This window comes from Aeromonas sp. 96A (assembly GCF_051919165.1).
Classification (GTDB): Bacteria; Pseudomonadota; Gammaproteobacteria; order Enterobacterales; family Aeromonadaceae; genus Aeromonas; species Aeromonas veronii.
Genome location: NZ_JBQBFE010000001.1, coordinates 2,444,244 through 2,467,131, shown reverse-complemented (window position 1 = coordinate 2,467,131; position 22,888 = coordinate 2,444,244). Strand labels below are relative to the sequence as shown.

Annotated in this window: 19 protein-coding genes and 1 pseudogene; all 20 read left to right on the top strand. The window is 58.9% G+C overall.

Translation table 11 applies throughout. The features are described from left to right. The first annotated feature begins 54 nt into the window (after nt 1-54). Nucleotides 55-945, top strand: a complete 891-nt coding sequence (gene mshM / locus ACTG2W_RS11275; protein ID WP_440016211.1) for an MSHA fimbrial biogenesis protein MshM — start codon at nt 55-57, stop codon at nt 943-945. Further along, the gene (locus tag ACTG2W_RS11270) at nt 942-2,036 is read left to right on the top strand and encodes a tetratricopeptide repeat protein (RefSeq protein WP_440016210.1); all 1,095 of its coding nucleotides are present in this window, start codon (nt 942-944) and stop codon (nt 2,034-2,036) included. Before mshM ends, ACTG2W_RS11270 begins: the two co-directional genes overlap by 4 nt. A 74-nt stretch (nt 2,037-2,110) precedes the next feature. After that, complete coding sequence (gene mshE, locus ACTG2W_RS11265; RefSeq protein ID WP_129504850.1) at nt 2,111-3,820, top strand: MSHA fimbrial ATPase MshE; 1,710 nt, start codon at nt 2,111-2,113, stop codon at nt 3,818-3,820. 3 nt (nt 3,821-3,823) lie between these two features. Next, complete coding sequence (locus ACTG2W_RS11260) at nt 3,824-5,044, top strand: type II secretion system F family protein (protein ID WP_005340027.1); 1,221 nt, start codon at nt 3,824-3,826, stop codon at nt 5,042-5,044. Nucleotides 5,045-5,121: 77 nt separating this feature from the next. Then, nucleotides 5,122-5,583, top strand: a complete 462-nt coding sequence (locus tag ACTG2W_RS11255) for a hypothetical protein (RefSeq protein ID WP_005340030.1) — start codon at nt 5,122-5,124, stop codon at nt 5,581-5,583. A 77-nt stretch (nt 5,584-5,660) separates the two neighbouring features. Further along, nucleotides 5,661-6,332 (top strand): type II secretion system protein, encoded by a 672-nt coding sequence (locus ACTG2W_RS11250; RefSeq protein ID WP_440016209.1) that lies wholly within the window; start codon nt 5,661-5,663, stop codon nt 6,330-6,332. A gap of 14 nt (nt 6,333-6,346) precedes the next feature. Next, nucleotides 6,347-6,790 carry a prepilin-type N-terminal cleavage/methylation domain-containing protein gene (locus ACTG2W_RS11245; RefSeq protein ID WP_120416282.1) on the top strand — a complete coding sequence of 148 codons (444 nt, stop codon included), beginning with the start codon at nt 6,347-6,349 and terminating at the stop codon, nt 6,788-6,790. 59 nt (nt 6,791-6,849) lie between these two features. Beyond that, complete coding sequence (locus tag ACTG2W_RS11240; protein ID WP_139405096.1) at nt 6,850-7,344, top strand: prepilin-type N-terminal cleavage/methylation domain-containing protein; 495 nt, start codon at nt 6,850-6,852, stop codon at nt 7,342-7,344. Then, nucleotides 7,331-7,891 carry a prepilin-type N-terminal cleavage/methylation domain-containing protein gene (locus ACTG2W_RS11235; protein WP_106844145.1) on the top strand — a complete coding sequence of 187 codons (561 nt, stop codon included), beginning with the start codon at nt 7,331-7,333 and terminating at the stop codon, nt 7,889-7,891. Before ACTG2W_RS11240 ends, ACTG2W_RS11235 begins: the two co-directional genes overlap by 14 nt. Next, complete coding sequence (locus ACTG2W_RS11230; RefSeq protein WP_106844146.1) at nt 7,891-8,820, top strand: PilW family protein; 930 nt, start codon at nt 7,891-7,893, stop codon at nt 8,818-8,820. The genes ACTG2W_RS11235 and ACTG2W_RS11230 overlap by 1 nt, the downstream gene beginning before the upstream one ends. A gap of 37 nt (nt 8,821-8,857) precedes the next feature. Beyond that, nucleotides 8,858-9,283, top strand: a complete 426-nt coding sequence (locus tag ACTG2W_RS11225) for an MSHA biogenesis protein MshP (protein ID WP_106844198.1) — start codon at nt 8,858-8,860, stop codon at nt 9,281-9,283. Next, complete coding sequence (locus ACTG2W_RS11220; RefSeq protein WP_440016207.1) at nt 9,280-12,960, top strand: DUF6701 domain-containing protein; 3,681 nt, start codon at nt 9,280-9,282, stop codon at nt 12,958-12,960. Before ACTG2W_RS11225 ends, ACTG2W_RS11220 begins: the two co-directional genes overlap by 4 nt. 204 nt (nt 12,961-13,164) lie before the next feature. Then, nucleotides 13,165-14,205 carry a rod shape-determining protein gene (locus ACTG2W_RS11215; RefSeq protein ID WP_005340051.1) on the top strand — a complete coding sequence of 347 codons (1,041 nt, stop codon included), beginning with the start codon at nt 13,165-13,167 and terminating at the stop codon, nt 14,203-14,205. Between the two features lie 42 nt (nt 14,206-14,247). Continuing rightward, complete coding sequence (mreC, locus tag ACTG2W_RS11210; RefSeq protein ID WP_005340053.1) at nt 14,248-15,138, top strand: rod shape-determining protein MreC; 891 nt, start codon at nt 14,248-14,250, stop codon at nt 15,136-15,138. Next, entirely contained in the window at nt 15,138-15,623 is a 486-nt protein-coding gene (gene mreD / locus ACTG2W_RS11205; RefSeq protein ID WP_005340054.1) for a rod shape-determining protein MreD, read from the top strand. Before mreC ends, mreD begins: the two co-directional genes overlap by 1 nt. Before the next feature lie 2 nt (nt 15,624-15,625). Continuing rightward, nucleotides 15,626-16,213, top strand: a complete 588-nt coding sequence (locus ACTG2W_RS11200; protein ID WP_005340055.1) for a Maf family protein — start codon at nt 15,626-15,628, stop codon at nt 16,211-16,213. A 95-nt stretch (nt 16,214-16,308) separates the two neighbouring features. Continuing rightward, the gene (gene rng / locus ACTG2W_RS11195) at nt 16,309-17,778 is read left to right on the top strand and encodes a ribonuclease G (RefSeq protein WP_005340056.1); all 1,470 of its coding nucleotides are present in this window, start codon (nt 16,309-16,311) and stop codon (nt 17,776-17,778) included. Further along, nucleotides 17,779-21,677: pseudogene (locus tag ACTG2W_RS11190) on the top strand (YhdP family protein). It abuts the gene before it with no gap. Nucleotides 21,678-21,711: 34 nt separating this feature from the next. Next, nucleotides 21,712-22,032, top strand: a complete 321-nt coding sequence (locus ACTG2W_RS11185; protein WP_106844148.1) for a Dabb family protein — start codon at nt 21,712-21,714, stop codon at nt 22,030-22,032. A 25-nt stretch (nt 22,033-22,057) separates the two neighbouring features. After that, on the top strand, nt 22,058-22,876 hold the full coding sequence (locus ACTG2W_RS11180; RefSeq protein ID WP_106844149.1) for a carbon-nitrogen hydrolase family protein: 819 nt from the start codon (nt 22,058-22,060) through the stop codon (nt 22,874-22,876). Nucleotides 22,877-22,888: the final 12 nt, after the last annotated feature.

Genomic DNA, 22,888 nt, shown 5'->3' with positions numbered 1-22,888 from the left:
CCTGTGCTGCCTTGCCAGCACAGGCTGCTTGCTCGCTGTGGCAGGTGAGGTCTCATGTACCTGACCCACTTCGGCCTACAGGAGGCGCCGTTCAGCCTCACTCCCAATACCGGCTTCTACTACGGCCTGCCGCCTCACGAAGAGGCGCTGCAGGTGCTCAACTGGGCGCTGGCGCAGGGGGAGGGCTTTATCAAGGTGACCGGCGAGGTGGGCACCGGCAAAACACTGCTCTGCCGCAAGTTGCTCAGCGAGCTGGGTTCGGAAGCGCGTCCGGTGCGGCTTGCCTGGTTGCCCAATCCCCACCTCACTCCGGCCGAACTGCGCATCGCGCTGGCGCTGGAGCTGGGGTTGGCGGTACGGGATCAGAGCGAGCTGGATCTGACCGATCGTATCCATCGTCACCTGATCAGCCTGCACCAGCAGGGCAGTCGGGTGGTGGTGCTGATCGACGAGGCGCAAGCGCTGCCGGACGAGACGTTGGAGGCGATCCGCCTGTTCGGCAATCTCGAGACCGAATCGAGCAAGCTGCTGCAGATCGTGCTGTTCGGCCAGCCGGAGCTGGATGCCAGGCTGGCCAAGCCGCATCTGCGCCAATTGCGTCAGCGGATTGGCTTCTCCTACTGCCTGCGGCCGCTGCGTTTTGACGAGACCCGCGCCTATCTGGAGCACAGATTGCAGGTCTCCGGTTACCGCGGGGCACCGCTGTTTGCAGGTCGCGCCATGCGTCTGTTGTGGCGGGCATCGCGAGGGATCCCGAGACTGATCAATATCCTGGCGCAGAAGTGTCTGATGCTGGCCTATGGTCAGGGTGTGCGCCAGATCGACAGTCGTCTGGTCCGGCTTGCCATTCGCGATACCGACGATGCCCGCCGCTTTGCGCCACGGCGCTGGTGGCCCCTGTTACTGTTGTTGGGGTGCGCCCTGACTTATGGAGTCTGGCTATGAGTGTCATCAACCAGATGCTGAAAGATCTGGATCGGCGCCAGCAAGGATCCGAAGGGGCTGCCGTCTATATTGCCCCTGCGCGCCAGCAGGGATGGTGGATGTTGCTGTTGACCCTGATCTGCGGTCTGGCACTGGGGATCCTTGGTTGGCGAACCTGGATCTACTGGCAGCAGACCCATATCGTCTCGGCTGCCAGCGAAGTGCTAGCTCCCGATGCGGTGACTCTCGATGTGGTGGCAAGGGCCGCCGCGCCGGTCAGCCAGCCCGAGCCGGTCGAGGTGGCGGCCGCGCTGCCTCTGCCAAGTCAGGACGAGGTGAATGATGAGGTCGGGGAATATGACTCTGGCGACACGGCCGACGGTGCACCCTTTGATGCCTCCAGCGATGTTGACGAGTCCGAGCCGACCGATGAAGAGCTGCAGCCCGAGCTTTACGCCGAACTGGCGGCAGAGCAGCAGGCCGTCGCCAGCGCGCCGCGCAAGCCGAGCGTATTGAAGATAGAGACGGTCGAGCTGTCGGCCAAGGAGCTGGCGGCACTGGCGGAGCGCAAGGCGACTACCGCCATGGCCAAGGGAAGCCTGCGGGATGCGCAGGACAACTACTATCAGGTGCTGGCCCACGATCCCTACAACCAGGGGGCGCGCGAGCAGCTGGCGGGGCTGCTCTACGGCGAGGGCCGCCTGACTGAGGCGCGTCAGCTGCTGGAAGAGGGGATCCGGCTCGAGCCCCAGCAGGCCGATTTTCGTCTGCTGCTGGCCCGCCTTGCCATCAGCGAGGGGCAGCAGCAGCAAGCGCTTGGCTGGCTGTCCGGCTATCAGCCGGATCTTGCCAGCAACATGGACTACTACGCCACTTGGGCAGGACTGACTCAGGAGCTGGGCCAGAATGCCGATGCGGCGGCGCTCTATGTGAAGCTGCTGCGTCAGCAGCCGGATCAGGGCCGTTGGTGGCTTGGTCTCGGCGTGGCCGAGGATGGTCAGGGCCACAGCCAGCGGGCGCTCGATGCCTATCGCAACGCCCTGCTGCACGGCAACCTCGGCGAGGCGTCGACCAACTGGCTGGAACAACGAATTGGCCAACTAACCCCTTGATAAACCGCAAGTTCGATTAGCGAAGCCTAATCGAATGTGGCAACGGGTGTGAAGTAACAGACATCGGAGCAAACATGGCACAACCCAGACTGAAAATGCGCCTCGGCGACCTGCTGGTACAAGAGCAGATCATCTCTGATGATCAGCTGCAGCTTGCCCTGCAGCAGCAGCGTCAGACCGGCCGCAAGCTGGGCACCACTCTCATCGACCTCGGCTTTATCAGCGAGGTGCAGCTGTTGCAGTTCCTCGCCCGCCAGCTGGATGTGCCCTTCTTCGATCTCAACAACCTCACCATCGACGCCGCCGCGGTGCCGCTGCTGCCCGAAGTGCAGGCGCGCCGTTATCGGGCGCTGGCGGTCAACCTCACCGACGACAAGGTGACGGTGGCCATGTCGGATCCGGCTGATCTGAGCGCACTGGATGCCATCGCCGCCCTGCTCAGCCCGCGCATCATGGTGCTGGCGGTGGCGCGGGAAGGGCAGCTGCTGGAGTATTTCGACCGCCTCTATCGCCGGACCCGCGAGATTGAGAGTTTCGCCGAACAGCTGCAGGAGGAGTATCAGGACTCCGGCTTCGAGCTGGGTTCCAGTAACCTAGGGGCCAACGACGAGGGGGAGGCGACGGTGGCCAAGCTGCTGCGCTCCCTGTTCGAGGATGCGGTGCAGGTGGGGGCGTCGGATATCCACATCGAGCCGGACGAGAAGGTGCTGCGCATTCGCCAGCGGATCGACGGTATCCTCCACGAGAACATCCTCAACGAGGTGCGCATCGCCCAGGCGCTGGTGCTGCGCCTCAAGCTGGTGGCGGGGCTCGATATTTCCGAGAAGCGCTTGCCGCAGGATGGTCGCTTCAACATGAAGGTACGCGGCCGCGATGTGGATGTGCGGATGTCCACCATGCCGGTGCAGTATGGCGAGTCTGTGGTGATGCGTCTGCTGGATCAATCCTCCGGCATCCTGTCGTTGACCGAGACCGGCATGCCGCCGGAGATCCTGACCCGTTTCCGTCGCCAGCTCAAACGCCCGCACGGCATGATCCTGGTGACCGGCCCGACCGGTAGCGGCAAGACCACCACCCTCTATGGCGCCCTCTCCGAGCTCAACCAGTCCAGCAACAAGATCATCACGGTTGAAGACCCGGTGGAGTATCGTCTCTCCCGCGTCAATCAGGTGCAGGTCAACCCCAAGATCGGCCTCACCTTCTCCAACGTACTGCGCTCCACCCTGCGTCAGGATCCGGACATCCTGCTGGTGGGTGAGATGCGGGACAACGAGACGGTAGAGATCGGTTTGCGTGGCGCCATCACTGGTCACTTGGTGCTGACCACCTTGCACACCAACGATGCGGTGACCAGTGCCTTGCGCCTTATCGACATGGGGGCGCCCGGCTATCTGGTGGCGAGCGCCCTGCGGGCGGTGGTCGCCCAGCGGCTGGTGCGGCGGGTATGTGAGCACTGCGTCGAGGAGAAGGCGCCCGACGAAGGGCAGGCCACCTGGCTCACCGTGCTCTCCGGCGAGGTGCCCGGCCAGCACACCTATCACAAGGGGCGGGGTTGCCAGAGTTGCAACTTTACCGGTTATTCCGGCCGGATCGGGGTCTACGAGCTGCTGGAGCTGGATCAGCCGATGATGGATGCCCTGCGCCGCAACGATGCGGAAGGGTTCGCCAAGGCGGCCCGTCAACACGAACACTACCGGCCGCTGGCCCTCACTGCCCTCGATTATGCCCGTCAGGGGATCACCTCGGTGGATGAGGTGCTGCGACTGGCCGAGGATCTGGGGTAAGCGATGGCTAACTTTGCCTACAAGGGGCGTGACAGCCAGGGCAACGCCACCAGTGGCGTGGTCGAAGCGGCCAACGAGATGGCGGCCGCCGAGCAGCTGATGCGCCGCGGCGTGATGCCGACCGAGCTCAAACCGGGCAAGGCCAAATCCGCCGCCATCGACTGGTCGCTGTTGCTGGAAGGGGGAGTCAAGCTGGACGAGCTGGTGATCTTCAGCCGCCAGATGTATGCCCTGACTCGGGCCGGGATCCCGATCCTGCGCGCCATCGCCGGGTTGGAGGAGAGCACCCACAGCAAGCCGCTCAAGCGGGCGCTTCACTCGCTGGGGGAAGATCTTGGCAACGGTCGCCCGCTCTCCAGCTCGATGCAGGCGCACCCCAAGGTGTTCAGCAGCCTGTTTGTCGCCATCATCCATGTGGGTGAGAACACCGGTCAGCTGGAAGAGTCCTTTTTGCAGCTCGCCAACTATTTCGAGCTGGAGCTGGAGACCCGCAAGCGGATCAAGACCGCCATGCGCTACCCCAGCTTCGTGATGATCGCTATCGGTATCGCCATGGTGATCCTCAATATCATGGTGATCCCGGTGTTTGCTGGCATGTTCGCCAAATTCGGGGTGGAGTTGCCGCTGGCGACCCGCATTCTACTCGCCACCTCGCACTTTTTTGTCAACTACTGGTGGCTGCTGCTCGCCATTCTGGCTGGGATGGTGTTCGGTTGGCGCCGCTGGGTCGCCACCACCAAGGGCAAGCTGACCTGGCACCGCTGGCAGCTCAAGTTGCCGATCGTCGGCACCATCATAGAGCGCTCCCTGCTGGCCCGTTTTGCCCGCAGTTTTTCCATGATGCTCAAGGCAGGGGTGCCGCTGAACACCGCGCTGACCCTGGTGGCCGATGCGGTGGATAACGCCTATATGGCGGGGCGAGTGCGGGATATGCGCGCCGGTATCGAGCGGGGCGAGAGCCTGCTGCGCACCGCCAGCAGCAGCGGCCTGTTCACCCCGCTGGTGATGCAGATGATCGCCGTAGGTGAGGAGACAGGTCAGGTCGATGACCTGCTGCACGAAGCGGCCGAGTATTACGAGCGGGAGGTGGATTATGACCTCAAGAGTCTCACCGCCCGCATCGAGCCGATCCTGATCGGGATCGTGGCGGTGATGGTGCTGATCCTGGCGCTGGGTATCTTCACACCCATGTGGGACATGATGCGCGCAGTTCGCGGCAAGTAACTCAGCATATTCACGCTTGAATGGTGGGACATGATACAAGCCGTAAGAGGCAAGTGAGCGGTGGAGTCGAGGGCTGGATGAGCAGACAGACGCAGCAGGATGATCGCTGGCTGACCGGATATCGGCGGATCGCCGTGATCATCCTGCTGATGGTGATTGTGGCGACCCTGGTGCGCAGCTATCAGGGCCACCGGGAAGAGGCGCAGCAGCTCACCCTCACCCTGCTGGGGGAGCAATTTGCCGAGCGGGCACAGCGTTTGCACGGCATTTGGCTCGATGAGCGGCGCCCGCAGACACTGCATGTTGCCGGCAAGGGGTGGCAGTTTGATGCCCGAGGGTGGCCCCTGGGGCTGGTGCCGCTGCAATCCCCTTCGGAAAATTGCCGTCAGTTGTGGCTGGCACTGATGGGTGAGACGAAGGGGGGCATGCCTCCCCTGCAGGTTCTGGCCCGCCCCGATGGCAGTGGTTGCGAGATGGGGTGGGATGGTTATTGGCTGGTTTATCAGTTTTCTGACGGGCGGGTGATGAAAAAGCCTTGAATGAAGCTAATCATATGACCCAACTACATGATTTTTTTGGGCCTGCATGAAATAATGCGGGGCATTACGGAGGGAGCATGACAATGAAACCTATGGCACCATCAATGCCGAAAAACGGGATGCGAAGACGGTCTGCCGGCTTTTCCCTCATTGAGCTGGTGATCGTTATCGTGATCCTGGGGATCCTGGCGGTGACTGCACTGCCGCGCTTTCTCGATGTGACTGACGAAGCGAAGAAGGCCAGTGTCGAGGGGGTCTCCGGCGGTTTTGCTACCGGGGTATCTCTGGTGCGGGCCCAGTGGGAGGCTGAGGGGCGAGCCAAACAGGATAGCCTCAACACAGTGCTCTATGACGGCAGCCGCTTCTATCTGACCACTCCGACCGATACCCAGATCAGTAACGGCGAGCTGTCGCCCGGCTATCCCATGGATACCGTTGCCAGCAATAATCCCGATGTGGATCCGGCCAATCTGACAGCCGAACGTTGTCTCAATATTTGGGAGGGGTTACTGCAAAACCCGCCCAAGGCTACGGCCAGCTTCAATGAAGTGCGCGGTAGCGGCAATGACCTGAAATACTATGCCACAGTGAGCAGTAATGGACTGGATTCGGTCTGCCGTTACTATCTGGTCAATAGTTTGAGTAAGGGCAGTGATGGCAAGTATCAGGATCCGCAAGGCAAGACTGATGCATTTATGAGTTTCAGTTACCGCCCGGCATCCGGTCAGGTGACCACAAATATTAATTAACAGAGGAAAGTGAAATGAAAAAACAGGCGGGTTTTACCCTGATCGAACTGGTTATCGTGATCATCATTCTGGGTATTCTGGCGGTCACCGCTGCACCCAAGTTCCTGAATCTGCAGGATGATGCTCGTAAGTCTGCTGCGCAGGGTGTTCAATCTGCACTGCAGAGTGCAGCCAATTTGGTTTATAGCAAGGCTGCTTTGGAAGGCCAGGAAAAAGCATCTGCTGCGGGTGGAACCGCTCTGACCGGCATGACGGGTGTTAAAGTAATTTACGGCTATCCAACTGCTGATACCGTTTCTGCGGCTGTCACTTTGGATGGTTGGAAAGTATCTGGCGCTTCAGCTACTTCCTCGGATTTCTATCCAGATAATACCAAGGGTAACGAGTGCTATGTGACTTATACAGCAGCTACTTCGGAAACTGTACCGTTTAAGGTCGAGCTGAAGAACTGTAAGTAATAATATCTGGACAAGCGAGGCTTCGGCCTCGCTTTCTCTTTTCCCTGATGAGAAGTCCCATGCCTGCAACCAAGGGCTTTACCCTGATTGAACTGGTACTGGTGATCCTGTTACTCGGGATTCTGGCCGCCTTTGCCGTGCCCAAATGGCTGGGCAAAGGCGGCTTTGAAACTCAAACCGTGCGTGACGAGCTGCTTACCCGGCTGCGGTTGGTACAGACCGTCAATATGCATGAGCCTGCCAACCGCTGTACCCAGCTGGTGGTTGCCTCTCCCCGTTTTGCCCACCGTACTTATGCTGCGTGTCCCGCCAGCGATAATTTGGATACCAATAGTGGCTGGACTCCACAGTTGGAGACTCGTGGTCGACTGGTTACGCCCTCTGCCGGTATCTCCATCTCCCTAGATAACAACAACCGCTTCGTGCTGCGCTTCGATCAGATGGGGAGACCGCTAGGCAACTGTGCTACCGGTTGTACCTTGCTGGTGAGTGATGGCCGCGAAATCAGCCGTATCAAGATTGAATCCGAGGGGTTTATTCATGAGATCCCTTAAGCGTGGTTTTACCCTGATCGAGCTGATCGTCGGCATAGTGCTGCTGGCGGTGGCGCTGACCGGCATTCTCGGTTTACTCATCAATCAGGCGCCGCAGGCGGTGGATCCGGTGCAGCAGGTACGCGCCGCCCAGCTTGCCCAGCGCCTCTCCGGCGAGATCTTGCAAAAGTCGTTTGATGAACATTCGGATCATAATGGTGGCCGTTATCGTTGTGGCGAGCAGGTGGCGGGGGTGAACATAGCTCCCTGCTCCGGCAGTTATGGCCCCGATGGTGAGCCGGCTCCCTACGCCTATAACGATGTGGATGACTTCGATACTGCGGGAAACTGGCGGGATGCCAGCTGGTTTACCCAGACGGCGGCGGGGATCAGCGGCGAGGAGTATCGCAACTATCAGGTCAGGATTGCGGTCAGCGCCGTCGATTTTAGCGATGGCACCTTCAAGAGTTGTACCGCGCCCTGTTCTGTGGGCAAGCGGATTGATCTGCAGATCAAGCTGCCGGATGAGAGCGTACTCGACTTCTCCTTCTACCGGGGGAACTACTGATGAATCGTTCCGCTGTCGGGTGTTGCCTGCCTGTCCGAAAGTCCGCTCCTGTAACCACTTCCGGCCTCCGATTATGTCTGGCGGCTAGTCGAACTTACCGTAAACCTGGGGGTAACAGTGGCTTTACCTTGGTCGAGCTGGTGATGGTGATTCTGCTGCTGGGCATCATGGCGACATTTACCAGCCAGTTTATCGGCATCGGCAGCCAGATCTATGGTGATGCCAGCAGTCGTGAGCAGTTGATGAGCGATGCCCGCTTCGCCATGGAACGGCTTAATCGCGAACTGCGCGATGCGGTGCCGGGATCGGAGCGGATCGAGACGCTTGATGGTACCTGGGTTGACTCGGGGGCTTGCCTGCGGTTCTGGCCTATCAGCACCTCCAGCCGCTATCTGGCGCTTAACCGTGCCATGTCGGGGAGCACGGCCACCCTTGAGCTGGTGATGGCGACCCCGGCTTCTGCTGCCAGCCCGTCGAGTGCAGATCAGTTAGCCGTCGGCAAAGGTGACTGGATGATCGTTTTCCCGGTACCTGACCCAAGTGCAGGGTCGCTGCTGAGCAATTGTGAATATGGCCGCTGTGTGGCCAGGGTTGCTGATGTGCTGGCGCCCGTCTCCGGCGCACAAACGATCCGCTATACCAATAGCGAGAGTCTGGCTGGCCTCTCTCCCGGTAGCCGTGTCTACTTTGCCAATCAACAGGTACGTTATTGCGTTGATGGGGGCACCCTCACTCGTGCCAGTGCCGCAATCGGTGCTCCTTTACCTGCGCAAGGCGTGCTGATGGCAGAGTCGCTCCGCGCTGGCGGTTTCTATCGGGAAACATCGGCATTCAACGCGGAAGGGGAGTTTGGCATGCGGTTCTTGTTCGAACGCAAGGGGGAGTCGGTCACCTTCAGCCACAAGATCGAGGTGTTCAATGTCCCGTGATGCACTCCCGGCAGGACGGATGCGTGGTAGCACCCTGATGATCGCCCTGTTTGTGATCGTGGTGATGGCGCTGCTGGCGGCCGCCATGGGCCGTTTTCTGGTCGACAGTAGCGAGAAAAATACCGTGGAGGTACGCAGCGTGCGGGCCCTGCTGGCCGCCCAGAGCGGGCTGGAAGTGGCGCTTTATCGGTTGTTCCCCAAGCGCACGCTTGCCCAACCGACCCCCCCAGCGGTCTGCCTGGCAAGCAGCCCACTGAGCTTTGCCAGCAATCCAGGGCTGACCAACTGTCAGGCTGTGGTTCGTTGCGCCACGGTGCCGGTGACCTACAACGGATCTGTGACCAATGGCTATCGTCTCGAGAGTGTCGGAACCTGTGGCAGCTCGGACCTTAACAGTGCCAACCCTGATTTTGCCGTGAGCCGAACCCTGATGGTCGAAGCTTATGATGGAGGCCAGATATGAGCCAAAAAATGAAGTGTTTTTTGCTATGGCTGCTGCTTTTGGTCTCTCAGTTGGCTCGAGCAGATATTGTTTTACCTGGACAGTTTTTGATTGGTGATAATACAAGTAATGCCCTTCGTCCAACTACCTTGGTTTCGACTCGATTTTCGGCTTACATACCTGTCAACCCTATCCATTTTTATATTAGTCACCCTGTGACCTTATCCGAGCTCCGGCTTGAGAGCGCTACTGGTTTGGATGCAGGAGCTAATTTTGTTATTTGGGACAGCCTAGGAAATGTAGTGCTGAATGAGAGGGCTAATGACTATTCACGGGATAGGGTATCTCGTTATGGCGGATGGTTGCTAAACCCCGGTGAGTACAAGATGGCTGTTTGGGGTGGTTGTTTTTCAAATGGGTACTATTGGGGGGCGTATGACCCTTATTGTAGAGACTGGGATGACTTTTCATTCAAAGATATAAGGTTGGTAACCAATGGTGCTACGACAGCGTTCCATTTTATTGAACGTTCCCATATAGGTGAGAATACTGATGCTACTCGCTGGTATCCCCCCGCGCCAAACGGTACTTATATATTGTATCAATTCACGCTTAATAAGCGGTCACAATTGAATGCACTCACGTTATATAACTTGCGTGATTGGGGCGTGAATAACGGTTCACGCATGTTCATCCGTCCAGTTGGTAGTGCATATACACCATTGGTTTATTACTTCAATAGCAATGGGGATGTCAATTGGAATATAAACTATGAGCTTGCTGCTGGTAATTACGAATTATGGATCGAAACAGTAAATGCCAGAGATAGGGATGATATAAGCTGGGATGATATGATCCTGCGTTACACGCCTAAAAATGATATTCCTGTACTTGATGATTTATGTACACAGGTTTTTCCTTATCCAGCCCAAGGTCGAGAAAGTAGCGACAGAATTGACTTCTCAGGGAGTACGAATTATACGGCAGGGCAGTTATTTGGTTCTCAAGGGGGTCGCCTTGGATACGGTCCTAATGGTCAGATAAAAGGTACATCTGGTCTAAACTGTGATAATAGCGCTTGTGTTGCTGCAGGTATGGTAAATGGCTGGTCTGGCGCTCCCTCTTCCCGGTTTCCATTAAGTGCAGGTAGTAACATTTCCGTTGGTTTTGCCGAAACGCGTTTTCTCACTGCCGTAGAGGGCAATCAGTTTGGGACAATTAGCACAGCTCATCAGTCACAAATAAATATCGAGAACTCGGGTATTAGCATTAAAGTTCTTGACTTGGGAAGTGGGCGTGGTGGTAGAGATTATACGGTGAAGTTGGCCGCTGGCGATTACTGGATCGAAACATTGAAGATGAATAATGATACATCGATCATTGTTGATGGCCCGGTTCGTATATTTGTTAAAAATCTCGATATGGGATCGGCTAGCTACATTAACAGTCCTGGCTCAAATATTTCCGGTGACATCAGTAAGTTACTGATGGTTGTTTATGATAGTGCATATTTAGCCAATGGTTCAACCCTATCCGGGATGGTCTATCAAGCAGATAGCTCAGCTAAAACTATTAACTTATCTTCTGCTTCATATTTAATGGGGCGCGTGAATGGTAAATCCGTGGTGTTAGGCAATAACTCGCGCATCGATAGCCAATCTTTCCAATGTACAGCTACGGCGGTTGTTGACCATTATGAGGTTTATTATCCTTCTTCCTCATTGACGTGTGAACCCGCACAGGTTCGGCTTGCCGCGTGTCTTGATAACAGTTGTAGCCAACTTTATAAAGGTAACGCCAGTGTCAGTATGACGCCGAGCAACGGATGGAGTAGTAACCCGGTCAGCTTGGGTAGTTCAGGAACAGCTGATATCACATTATCTTCTCTGGCTGCCAAGAGTGTTGTCATTGGGTTATCAAGCGCAAATCCCTCGGCGTTATTACGTTGTTATCGCGATGGTGTGCTTGATAGCAGTTGTTCTATGAATTTTTCCGATGCTGCTCTGCAGTTTGATTTCTCCACCTTTTATGCCGGTAGTTCAACAAACTCGACGATTCGAGCCATTAAATCCAGCGATGTTGGAGCAACCAAGGTATGCGTTCCATTATTGACAGGAAATCAGACCCTGCAATTCGGCTCTACCAAGGTCGTGTCTGATACTGCCAGCAATGCAGTGCCGACGATCAATGGCAGCACAATATCGCCAAGTGGGAACGTTAACGTATCGTTCGATAGCAATGGAGTTGGCCAGTTGACGTTGCAATATCCGGATGCCGGTGTGTTGCGACTGGATACTACTTTCCTTAAGAATGATGTCACAGGCGCCCTCAAGTTGACCGGTAGTGATACCGTTGCCGTGATTCCCAAAGCGATCGCACTCCAGGCTCAAGGACAGAGTGTGTGCTCGGGAAATAACGACAGTACTTATGCCACTTGTCCTATCTATCGCAAAGCGGGCGAGCCTTTTACTTTACAAGCCAGTGCAGTCAATACTCAGGATCAGTTAACCCCAGGGTTTACTACCAGTAATAAAACGCTCTCTTGGGCCCTGTTAGCGCCGACAACGGGCGTCAGCGGAGCATTTTCGCCAACCACGATCACGTTGGCGAGCGGGGTAGCAAACGTGACGGCGAATTGGTCTGAGGTCGGGGTGATCCGGTTAGGCGTCAGCAACTTTGTGCCTTATCCCGCTTATCAGGATGAATTACCCCAACTTGAGACTGTGTTGCGATGGAGCGTACCCATCGGTCGTTTTGTCCCTTGGGATTACAGTTTGAGTAATGGCTTTATCACGCCTGCCTGCAATGCCTTTACATACATGAGCCAGCCCTTTGCCAGCGGTTTTGTCCTCACTGCACGCAATCTGCAGAAAGGGACGACACAGAACTATAAGGGGGCGTTCGCTAAAGGTGTGGCTGAGATGGTGGCGGCTAATGCTTTGGATGGCATTGCGCGTGACAAGCGTATCACGCTGTCGCCCTCGCTCAGTTGGGCAAGTGGCGTCGCCAGTATAAATCAGCAGTCACCTTTGGGGCTGAATACCCGCTTTGATCGTGCAGCGAGTCCAGAAGCACCTTTCGCCACGTTGAGCTTTGGTCTCAAAGTCGATGATAAGGATGGCGGCAATACACTGTTGGCTAATCCAAATATGAATACTGCTGTCGCTGGGACATGTTCCGGATCGGGGTGTAATGCGGTGCTGCTGGGTACTCAAAAGCTGTTGTACGGCCGCCTGCAGGTTGGTACGGCGGCGGGTCTTGCCTCGGCGCCGCTGGCCATTCCACTGCAGATGCAATATTACGAAGGGGGCAACTGGCTGCAAAACAAGGAAGATCAATGTACCCAGCTCTCTTTGGCCAATCAGGGGTTCACTTTCCTCAATCCGAGTCACACCTTTGATGCGGCGACTCGCGAGCTGAATCTGGGGGCGGGTCGCAAGATCAAGCTGGGGTTGGGTAGTTCTGCACCGGGTGGGGATGCTGCACTGGCGAAAGAAGGGGAGATCCTGTTCCACTTTGCCAAGCCGGACATCTCGGTGCGCATCCCCTACAAGGTCGAATTGGCAAAACAGCCATCATCGCCACTCTGGTTGTCTGACCCAACGAGTGCCAATGACGGCAACCTGCAAGGTGAGGCCATTTTCGGCTCCAGCCGGGGTAATGACAGAATTATTTATCGGCGCGAAGTATTGCATTGAATGATGTGAAAGGGGGGCTGGCTCAACAGCATCCCCCTAAATCCTTGTTTATTAGTGTTTGCAAGCGTGTGCGAGTGAGTGATGACTCGCATTTTTGTCGCGCCTGATTGATTGGCGACAGTTTGAGCGCTTGCCCATTGGGGTGGGCATTGGTAAAGTTAGCCGGTTTTCTGCACCTCCAAATTCTTAGGATTTCCCGTAGCCATGTTCAAAAAGCTCAGAGGCGTCTTTTCCAACGATCTGTCGATCGATTTGGGAACTGCCAACACCCTGATCTATGTAAAAGATCAAGGGATCGTCCTTAACGAACCCTCAGTTGTCGCCATTCGCCAAGAGCGCGGGAACGCCAAATCGGTCGCTGCTGTCGGTCATGCCGCCAAGCAGATGCTGGGCCGTACCCCGGGCAACATTTCCGCAATCCGCCCGATGAAAGATGGCGTGATCGCCGATTTCTATGTGACCGAGAAGATGCTGCAGCACTTCATCAAGCAGGTTCACGACAACAACTATTTCCGCCCCAGCCCGCGCGTGCTGGTGTGTGTACCGTGCGGTTCAACCCAGGTTGAGCGTCGCGCCATCAAGGAGTCCGCACTGGGCGCCGGTGCCCGTGAGGTCTACCTGATCGACGAGCCTATGGCTGCTGCCATCGGTGCCGGCCTGCCGGTATCCGAAGCGACCGGCTCCATGGTGGTTGATATCGGTGGTGGTACCACTGAAGTGGCCATCATCTCCCTGAACGGTGTGGTCTACTCCCAGTCAGTCCGTATCGGTGGCGACAAGTTTGACGAAGCCATCATCAGCTACGTCCGTCGCAACTACGGCAGCCTGATCGGTGAAGCGACTGCCGAGCGCATCAAGCACGAGATCGGCTCCGCCTATCCGGGCGAAGAGGTGCGCGAGATTGAAGTCCGTGGCCGCAACCTGGCTGAAGGTGTACCGCGCAGCTTCACTCTCAACTCCAACGAAATCCTGGAAGCGCTGCAAGAGCCGCTGTCCGGTATCGTGGCTGCCGTGATGGTGGCGCTGGAGCAGTCTCCGCCGGAACTGGCTTCCGACATCTCCGAGCGCGGCATGGTGCTGACCGGTGGTGGCGCACTGCTGAAAGATATCGACCGTCTGCTGATGGAAGAGACCGGTATTCCTGTCGTCGTGGCCGAAGATCCCCTCACCTGTGTGGCCCGTGGCGGCGGCAAGGCGCTGGAGCTGATCGATATGCACGGTGGCGATCTGTTCCACTACGAATAAGACCCAAAGCCGGCCAGCGTGCCGGCTCTTTTTTGACGACCCATGAAACCCATTTTTGGTAGAGGCCCTTCGCTTCAGTTACGGTTGTTTCTCGCCGTCATCATCTCCATCGCTGCCATCGTCGCGGATTCCCGCTTCGGTGTGTTTACCCATGTCCGCGTCTACCTCAGTTCGTTAGTCAGTCCCCTGCAATACATGGCCAATGCGCCCGGTACCCTGCTCGACACCATGTCTACCCAGGTGCAGACCCGCGCCGATCTCATCGAGCAGACCAAACAGCAGGAGCAACAGCTGTTTACCCTGCGTGCCCGTCTGCTCAAAATGGATCAGCTGGAACACGAGAACCAGCGGCTGCGTGAGCTGCTGGGTTCGCCGGTGCACAAGGAGTCCCGCAAGATGGTGGCCGAGCTGCTGTCGGTGGATTCCGACCCCTTCAGCCATCAGGTGCTGATCAACAAGGGGGCGCTGGATGGCGTCTACAACGGTCAGGCGGTGATCAACGATCAGGGGGTGATTGGTCAGGTGCTCCACGTGGGCTCCACCACCAGTCGCGTGCTGCTGATCACCGACTCCAGCCATGGCATTCCGGTACGGGTGCTGCGCAACGACTTGCGCGCCATTGCCTCCGGCAGTGGCGAGCTCGACAAGCTTGAGCTGCGCAACCTGCCGCGCAACACCGATATTCAGGTGGGTGACCTGCTGGTCACCTCGGGTCTGGGTGGCCGTTTCCCGGAAGGTTATCCGGTGGCGACCGTGACCCGCTCCGAGTATGTGGAGGGCAAGCCCTTCGCCCAGGTCGAGGCCAAGCCGCTGGTGGAGCTGGACAGACTGCGCTATCTGCTGCTGCTGTGGACCGACAAGAAGCCTGAAGTACATGATGAGGATGGCGAACGGGCGGCTCCCGCCGCGTCCGCCGCAGGAGCCACCCGCTAATGCTAGAACCCGCCAGCGGCAGGATCTGGATCTGGATCTCGATCCTGCTGGCCTTGAGCCTGTCGATCCTGCCGCTTCCTTTTGAATTTGACCCCTTCCGCCCGGACTGGCTGGCCATGGTGCTCATCTACTGGGCACTGGCCTTGCCGCACCGGACCAACGTTGGCACCGCCTGGGTGGCGGGCCTGCTGCTGGATGTGCTGCTTGGCAGCACCCTCGGCGTGCGGGCGATGGCGATGGCCATCACCACCTATCTGGCAGCCTTCCAGTTCCAGAAGATCCGCAACTTCTCCCTCTGGCAGCAGGCGCTGATCATCGGTGGCCTCTCGCTGGTGGGTAAAATGACGGTATTCTGGGCCGAGCATCTGTTCAGCCAGGCCAGTCTCAACTTCTCCTACTTTTGGTCGACGTTGACGACGATGCTAATATGGCCCTGGGTGTTTCTGGTGCTGCGCAAGGTGCGGCGCCGCTTCAATATCAGGTAAATATGAACAAAAACAACGAACCACAACTCTATCTCGCCTCGGCTTCTCCCCGTCGCCGTGAACTGCTGACCCAGATTGGCTACCGCTTCGAGGTGCTGAAACTGGATGTGCCCGAGCAGCGGGAAGAGGGTGAAAAGGCGCAGGATTATGTCTGCCGTCTCGCCCGTGACAAGGCGATGGCGGGCGTGGCGTGTGCGCCGACGGCGTTGCCGGTGCTGGGTGCCGACACCATAGTGGTGCTGGGCGACCGGGTACTGGAGAAACCGTCCGATCTGCTGGATGCCAAAGATATGCTGGAGTCCCTCTCCGGCAAGGTGCATCAGGTGATGACGGCGGTAGCGCTGGCCAGCAAGGATCGTTGTGACGTGCGTCTGGTCACCACCAACGTGGCGTTTCGCAAGCTGGACGAGGCCGAGATCGAGGCCTACTGGCAGACCGGTGAGCCCTGTGACAAGGCCGGGGCTTATGGCATTCAGGGTATTGCCGGCAAGTTTGTCAGCCGCATCGAAGGGAGCTATAGCGCCGTGGTCGGCCTGCCCCTGCTGGAGACAGACCTGCTGATCAAGCATCATCTGGAACAGCTCAAATAATTTCCCGTCAGCTGTGCTCTGCTGCGTTTCTCCCTTGCGCGCGTTGTACCGGATTGGCTCTATAGAATTCAAAACTGGAACAGGCAAGGTTACTTATGTCGGTAGAACTGCTGGTTAACGTTACCCCCTCCGAAACCCGGGTCGCTCTGGTCGAAAACGGCCTGCTGCAGGAAGTGCATGTAGAACGTCAGGCCAAACGCGGCATTGTCGGCAATATCTACAAAGGCAAGATCAGTCGGGTGTTGCCCGGCATGCAGGCGGCATTCGTCGATATCGGCATGGACAAGGCAGCCTTTTTGCACGCCTCTGATATCGTCCCTCACACCGAGTGTGTGGCGGTGAAGGAGAAGGAGCAGTTCCAGGTCGGTAACATCGCCGAGCTGGTGCGTCAGGGGCAGGACATCATGGTGCAGGTGGTGAAAGATCCGCTGGGTACCAAGGGTGCCCGTCTCACTACCGATATCACCCTGCCATCCCGCTATCTGGTCTTTATGCCGGGCAGCGCCCACGTCGGCGTCTCCCAGCGTATCGAGTCCGAAGCAGAGCGGGAGCGCCTCAAGCGTACCGTAGCTGGCTATGTGGACGAGCTGGGTGGCTACATCATCCGCACCGCTGCCGAAGGGGTGGGGGAGCAGGAGCTGGAGCAGGATGCCGCCTTCCTGAAGCGGCTGTGGCGCAAGATCCTCGAGCGCAAGCAGAAGTATCCACCCTGCAAGATCCTCTACGAGGATCCCAGTCTGGCATTTCGGGTGGTGCGCGACTTTGTCGGCGCCGAGCTCGACAAGATCCGCGTTGACTCGCGCCAGAGCTTCGATCAGCTCAAACGCTTCACCGAAGAGTACGTGCCTGAGCTGGCCAGCAAGCTGGAGTACTACCCCGGCGAGTCACCGATCTTCGATCTCTACGACGTGGAGAACGAGATCCAGCGGGCGCTGGAGCGCAAGGTAGAGCTGAAATCCGGCGGCTACCTCATCATCGACCAGACCGAAGCCATGACCACGGTGGATATCAACACCGGCGCCTTTGTCGGCCATCGCAATCTGGAAGAGACCATCTTCAACACCAACGTCGAGGCGACGGCGGCCATCGCCCGTCACCTGCGCCTGCGCAACCTTGGCGGCATCATCATCATCGACTTCATCGATATGCAGTCCGAGGATCACCGCCGTCGGGTGCTGCACAGTCTGGAGCAGGCGCTGTCAAAGGATCGTGCCAAGACCAACGTCAACGGCTTCTCCCAGCTCGGTCTGGTGGAGATGACCCGCAAGCGCACCCGCGAGAGTCTGGAGCATGTGCTCTGCTCCGAGTGCCCCGAGTGTAAGGGGCGCGGCCGGGTCAAGACGGTGGAGTCGGTCTGCTTCGAGATCCTGCGGGAGATCATCCGGGTCAATCGTGCCTACGATGCGGATCAGTTCACCGTCTACGCGGCCCCGGCCGTGGCCGACTACCTCCATGGTGAGGAGTCCCACAGTCTGGCGGAGCTGGAAGTGTTCATCGGCAAGCAGGTGCGGGTAGTGAGCGAACCCCTCTGTGGTCAGGAGCAGTTCGACGTGGTGATGATGTAATTGGTCTATCGCTGGCTGAGTCGGGGCTGGTTGGCCCTGGGGGTCCTGTTCGTACTGATGGCCATGCTGGTCACCTTGGTACGGGTCGGGGGCCCTTTGCTGAATCAATACCGGGAGAGTCTGATCCACACTCTGCTGGGCGATTCACAACTCAAGGTCAGCGTGGAGCAAGTGGGGCTGGACTGGACACAGTCCGGGCCCGCCCTCGAACTGCAGCAACTCGCCATCGCCCCGGATTCGGGGCGTTTTGCCGTACAGCTCGGCAAAGCCTGGGTGCATCTCGACTTCTGGCGCACCATTAACGAGCTCAAGCCGGTGTTTGGCGAGCTGATCCTCAGCGATGGCGATATCACCATCGACTTGCGCCAACCGGCTGACGACAGCCCCTCCGGCGATCCCCAGCAGGGCGCCCTGCTGCGCTTTCTGTTGACCCAGCTATCTACCTTCGATGTGCACAACACCCGCCTCAGCGTCACCACCTCCCTCGGTGATCTGCGGGCGCTCGACATTGCCCAGTTGCGCTGGCAGAACCGTGGCAAGCGCCATCAGGGGGTCGGCAAGGCTTACCTCATCAACGGGGTGGGCGAGAGCACCCTCGATCTGATTCTGGATGTGGACGCCCCGACTGCCCGGCTCGATCGCCTCAAGGGTCAGCTTTATCTGGGGGCTCGCCAGCTCGATATCACCCCGACCCTGGCCAAGATCCATGCGGGCGAACCCAAGGTTGCCGGTCAGCTCGACTTTCAGCTCTGGAGCGAGTTTGACAGCGGCAAGCTGGGCAATACCCTGCTGGCATTCGGCTCCAACTACCTGATCTGGAAGGATCCCAAAAGAAAGGGGAGATGCACCGTTTCGGCCTCGATGGTGGCAAGATCCAGCTGCGCCGGGATGGCACCGACTGGCAACTGGCCAGCCACAACGTCAACTTCAAGCTGGACGGCAAACCCTGGTTGCAGAGCCGCTTGCAGCTGGAGCGGATCGGGGATCGGGTGCAGGGCTATCTGCCCAGTATTGAGTTCGACAAGATCACCCAGATCAGTCAGCTGGTCTCGGCGCTCTACCCCACACTCTGCGAGACCCTGCGCCAGACTAATCCGCAGGGGTCGGTGCAGGATCTGACGCTGCTGGCCAATGCCGACTGGCAGGATCTCTCCCTCAGTGGCCGCTTCAGCAAGGTGCGTCTCAAGGCCTGGCAGGATATACCCGGGATGCAGGATCTCAACGGCGAGTTCTGGCTTACCCCGACCGGCGGTAGCGCCAGATTGGCGCTGGCGAACGACAAGGTGGATCCCGCCCGTCACTTCAAGATGCCGATCCCGGTCGACAACTTCTCGGCCCGCCTCGACTGGTGGCGCGAGGAACAGGGCTGGGTGCTCTACGGGCAGGATATCGCGCTGGATAACCCGGATCTGACCCTGGCCAGCCGTTTCCGCCTCGATCTGTTCGAGCACCCTTTCCTCGCCCTGACCGGCCGCATCGATGTGAAGAATGCGGGCCATGCGGATCGCTACTTCCCGCTGCAGGCGATGGACAAGGGGCTGGTGGATTACCTGAGCGGCGCCATCAAGGGGGGCAAGGCCAAAGGGGCCGACCTGCTCTGGTATGGCGAGTTCAGGGACTTTCCCTACGACAACGGCAAGGGCATCTTCCAGGTGGCGGTGCCGCTGGAGCAGGCCACCTACGAGTTCTTCCCCGGTTGGCAACCACTCACCGACCTGCAGATCGATCTCTTGTTCCAGAATGCCGGTCTCGATATGCGCAGCCGATCCACCAAACTCGGCAAGGCGAGCTCCGACTCGGTGCATGCCTGGATCCCGGATCTCTCCCCCGGCGCCCACCTCTATGTGGATGCCAAGGTGCAGGGGGAGGGCAAGGCCATCAGCGACTACCTGCAGGACTCCCCGCTGGGCAGTTCGGTAGGTCAGGCGCTGCGAGAGATCGAGATCCGCGGCCCGATGGCCGGTTCGGTCAAGCTCGATATTCCTCTCGATGGCGAGAGCGAGGTCAAGGCGAGCGGCGATGCCACCTTCAGCAACAACAAGGTGCGGGTCGCCAGTCTGGATCTGCCGCTGGAGAAGGTGCAGGGGCGTCTCGAATATGACAACGAACAGACCCGCTTCAGTAACCTCAAGGCGAGTTTGTGGAACCAGCCGCTGACCCTCGACTATCAGGGGCGCCAGCATCCGGATCACTATCAGGTCGACCTCGATTTCAAGGGGCAGTGGGATAGCCGCCGCCAGCCCGCTGCCATCTCCTCGTACGGTATCCTCAACGGCCGCAGCAACTGGGGCGGCAAGCTCGGGTTGACCCTGCCCGACAGCAAGCCGTTCAGCTTTCAGCTGGCGCTCGACTCCAACTTGCAGGGGATGGGGCTGGATCTGCCGCAGCCGCTGGTCAAGAGCAGTGCCAGTCGACTGCCGCTCAAGGTGATCGCCCGTGGCCGGGATGGCAGCGCCGACATTCGCGCCGTGCTGGGGGCCGATGTGGATATGCAGACCCGACTGGTCTACGGCGAAGGGGTGCCTTATCTCAGCCGGGTGCGGGTCGATGTGGGTCAGCCGGGCGCCCGGGTGCTGCGCGATGCCCCCATGCTGCTTGCCATCAACCAGCAGGAGGCCGATGTCGGTGGCTGGCTGGCCCGACTCAAGCAGTGGCTACCCTCCGGCAATGCGCCGACCGGTACTGCCGTGGTTGGCCCCTCTTTCCTGCCGCAGGAGTGGTGGGTGGATGGACAGCTGGCTCGCGCCTATATCGGCAGTGCCACCCTCAAGGCGGCGCGTTTCACCGTGGGGCCGACCAATCAGGCGACCGAGGTGATGATCGACAGCCCCGATGTGATGGGGGTGATCCGCATTCCTGTGGTGGCCAATCGCCCGGTGGATGCCAAGTTTGCCCGTATCTACTGGTCCGGCAAGAGTTCGGATCTCAGCCCGGACCCCGATGCCAAACAGGACAACGCCATCATGGCATCCATCCCCTGGTTGAAGGTGAGTTGTGTCGATTGCCGCTTTGGCGAGCTACCTCTTGGTGAAGTGAAAGGGGAGCTGGTGCCCGGCGCCAACAAGGTGACACTCAAGGGGCTGGATGTGCGGCTGGCGGGGAGTCAGCTCACCGGCAGCGTCGACTGGCTGGCCGATGGCAACCGGATGCAGACCCGCGCTCGTGGCAAGCTGACCAGCAACAACAGCGAACTGCTGCTCAAGCGGCTGGGCTACACCTCGCCCATCGGCGATGCCCCTGGATCTCTCGCTTTTGATCTGAACTGGCAGGATGTGCCCTATCGCCCAAGCCTGCCGACCTTGGGGGGGCGTGCCAACTATCAGCTGGAGGGCGGCACCCTGCGGGAGGTCAACGACAAGGGGGCGCGACTGCTCTCCCTGCTCAGTCTCGACTCCCTGCTGCGCAAGCTGCGGCTCGATTTTCGCGATGTGTTCGACAAGGGCTTCTACTTCGAATCCATGTCCGCCTCTGCCACCATCAAGCAGGGGCAGGTCAGCAACGATGATTTCTATATGAAGGGGGCGGCAGGCAACCTGTGCGGCGAGGGGATCGCCGATCTGGTGCGCTGGCGGCTCGACTACGAGCTGAGCTTCTCCCCCAATCTGGGGGGCACCCTGCCAGTGGTGGCGGCCTTCTCCATCACGCCGGTCACGGGTCTCTATGTGCTGGCCCTCTCCAAACTGTTGGAGCCGGTAGTGGATGTGGTGACCCGCATCGATTTTCGCATCTCGGGCCCGCTCGACGCACCCAAGCTGATCGAGGCGGGGCGCGATCGCGCGCGCATCAAGCTCAACCAGCAGCAGAAAGAGGCGGTAGATGCCGTGGCCCCCAGCCTGCCGACCCAAGAGGTGACCCCTTTCCTGCTGAGCCCCAAACACGCGGGGCCCGCTCAGCGCTGAACGAGCTGCCCGGCACCATCACAAGGAGTGAGCCATGATCCGACATATCCTGCTGATCGCCTTAAAGCCGGACACCCAGCCTGCCCGGATAGACGCGGTGCGTAACGCTTTTCTCGCCATTCCCCATCAGGTCAGCGGTGTGACCGCCGTGGAGTGGGGGAAGAATGATAGCCCGGAGGGGAGGGATGATGGCTTTACCCACAGCGTGCTGATGACCTTCGCCGACGAAGCAGCCCGCCAGCGCTATCTGCCCCATCCTGATCACGATGCCCTCAAGGCCATCTTCCGCCCGGTGCTGGAGCGCATCATAGTGCTGGATTACACCCTGCAGCCCGGGGATGCTGTCACCGTCTGATGGCCCAAGCGACAAGGAGAACGTCATGTGGTTAGTCGCAATACAGCTGGTATCTGGCCGTCACTGGCAGGATAACCGGGAGCAGATCGCCGCCGAACTGGCGGCCTTGCCCAAGGATCGGCCGCTGCTGGTGCTGCTGCCGGAGAACTTTGCCCTGTTTGGCGAGCGGCAGGGTTATCTGGATGGGGCTGAGGCCATAGGTGAGGGCCCGATCCAGCAGCAACTGGCTGAATGGGCTCGCGATTACGGCATCTGGCTGGTGGCCGGGGCTATGCCGACAAGAATGCCGACCACCATCGCAGGTTCCGACCATATCCACACCAGCTCGCTGGTGTTTGACCCAAGCGGTGAGCTCAGGGGCCACTACCACAAGATCCACCTGTTCGACGTGGATGTGGCGGATAATCACGGTCGCTACCGTGAGTCGGAGACCTTCAGCCCGGGGGAAGCGCCTGTGTTGGTGGACTCTCCCTTTGGTCCCCTCGGCCTCTCGATCTGTTATGATTTGCGCTTTCCCGAGCTCTACCGTCAGTTGGCCCGTGCCGGTGCCCGCGTGCTGCTGGTGCCTGCCGCCTTTACCGCCGTGACCGGCGAGGCGCACTGGGAGCCGCTGCTGCGGGCTCGCGCTATCGAAAACCAGTGCTACGTAGTCGCTGCCAATCAGGGCGGCACTCACGAGACAGGGCGCCAGACCTGGGGCCACAGCATGGTGATCGACCCCTGGGGTCGGGTGCTGGCGAGCAAAGAGTCCGGGCGCGGCACTGTGCTGGCGCAGATGGAGCCTGGGCTTATCGACGAATTGAAACGCACCATGCCAATGCTGCAACACGCCCGTTTGCTCTGATGGTGTGGTGAA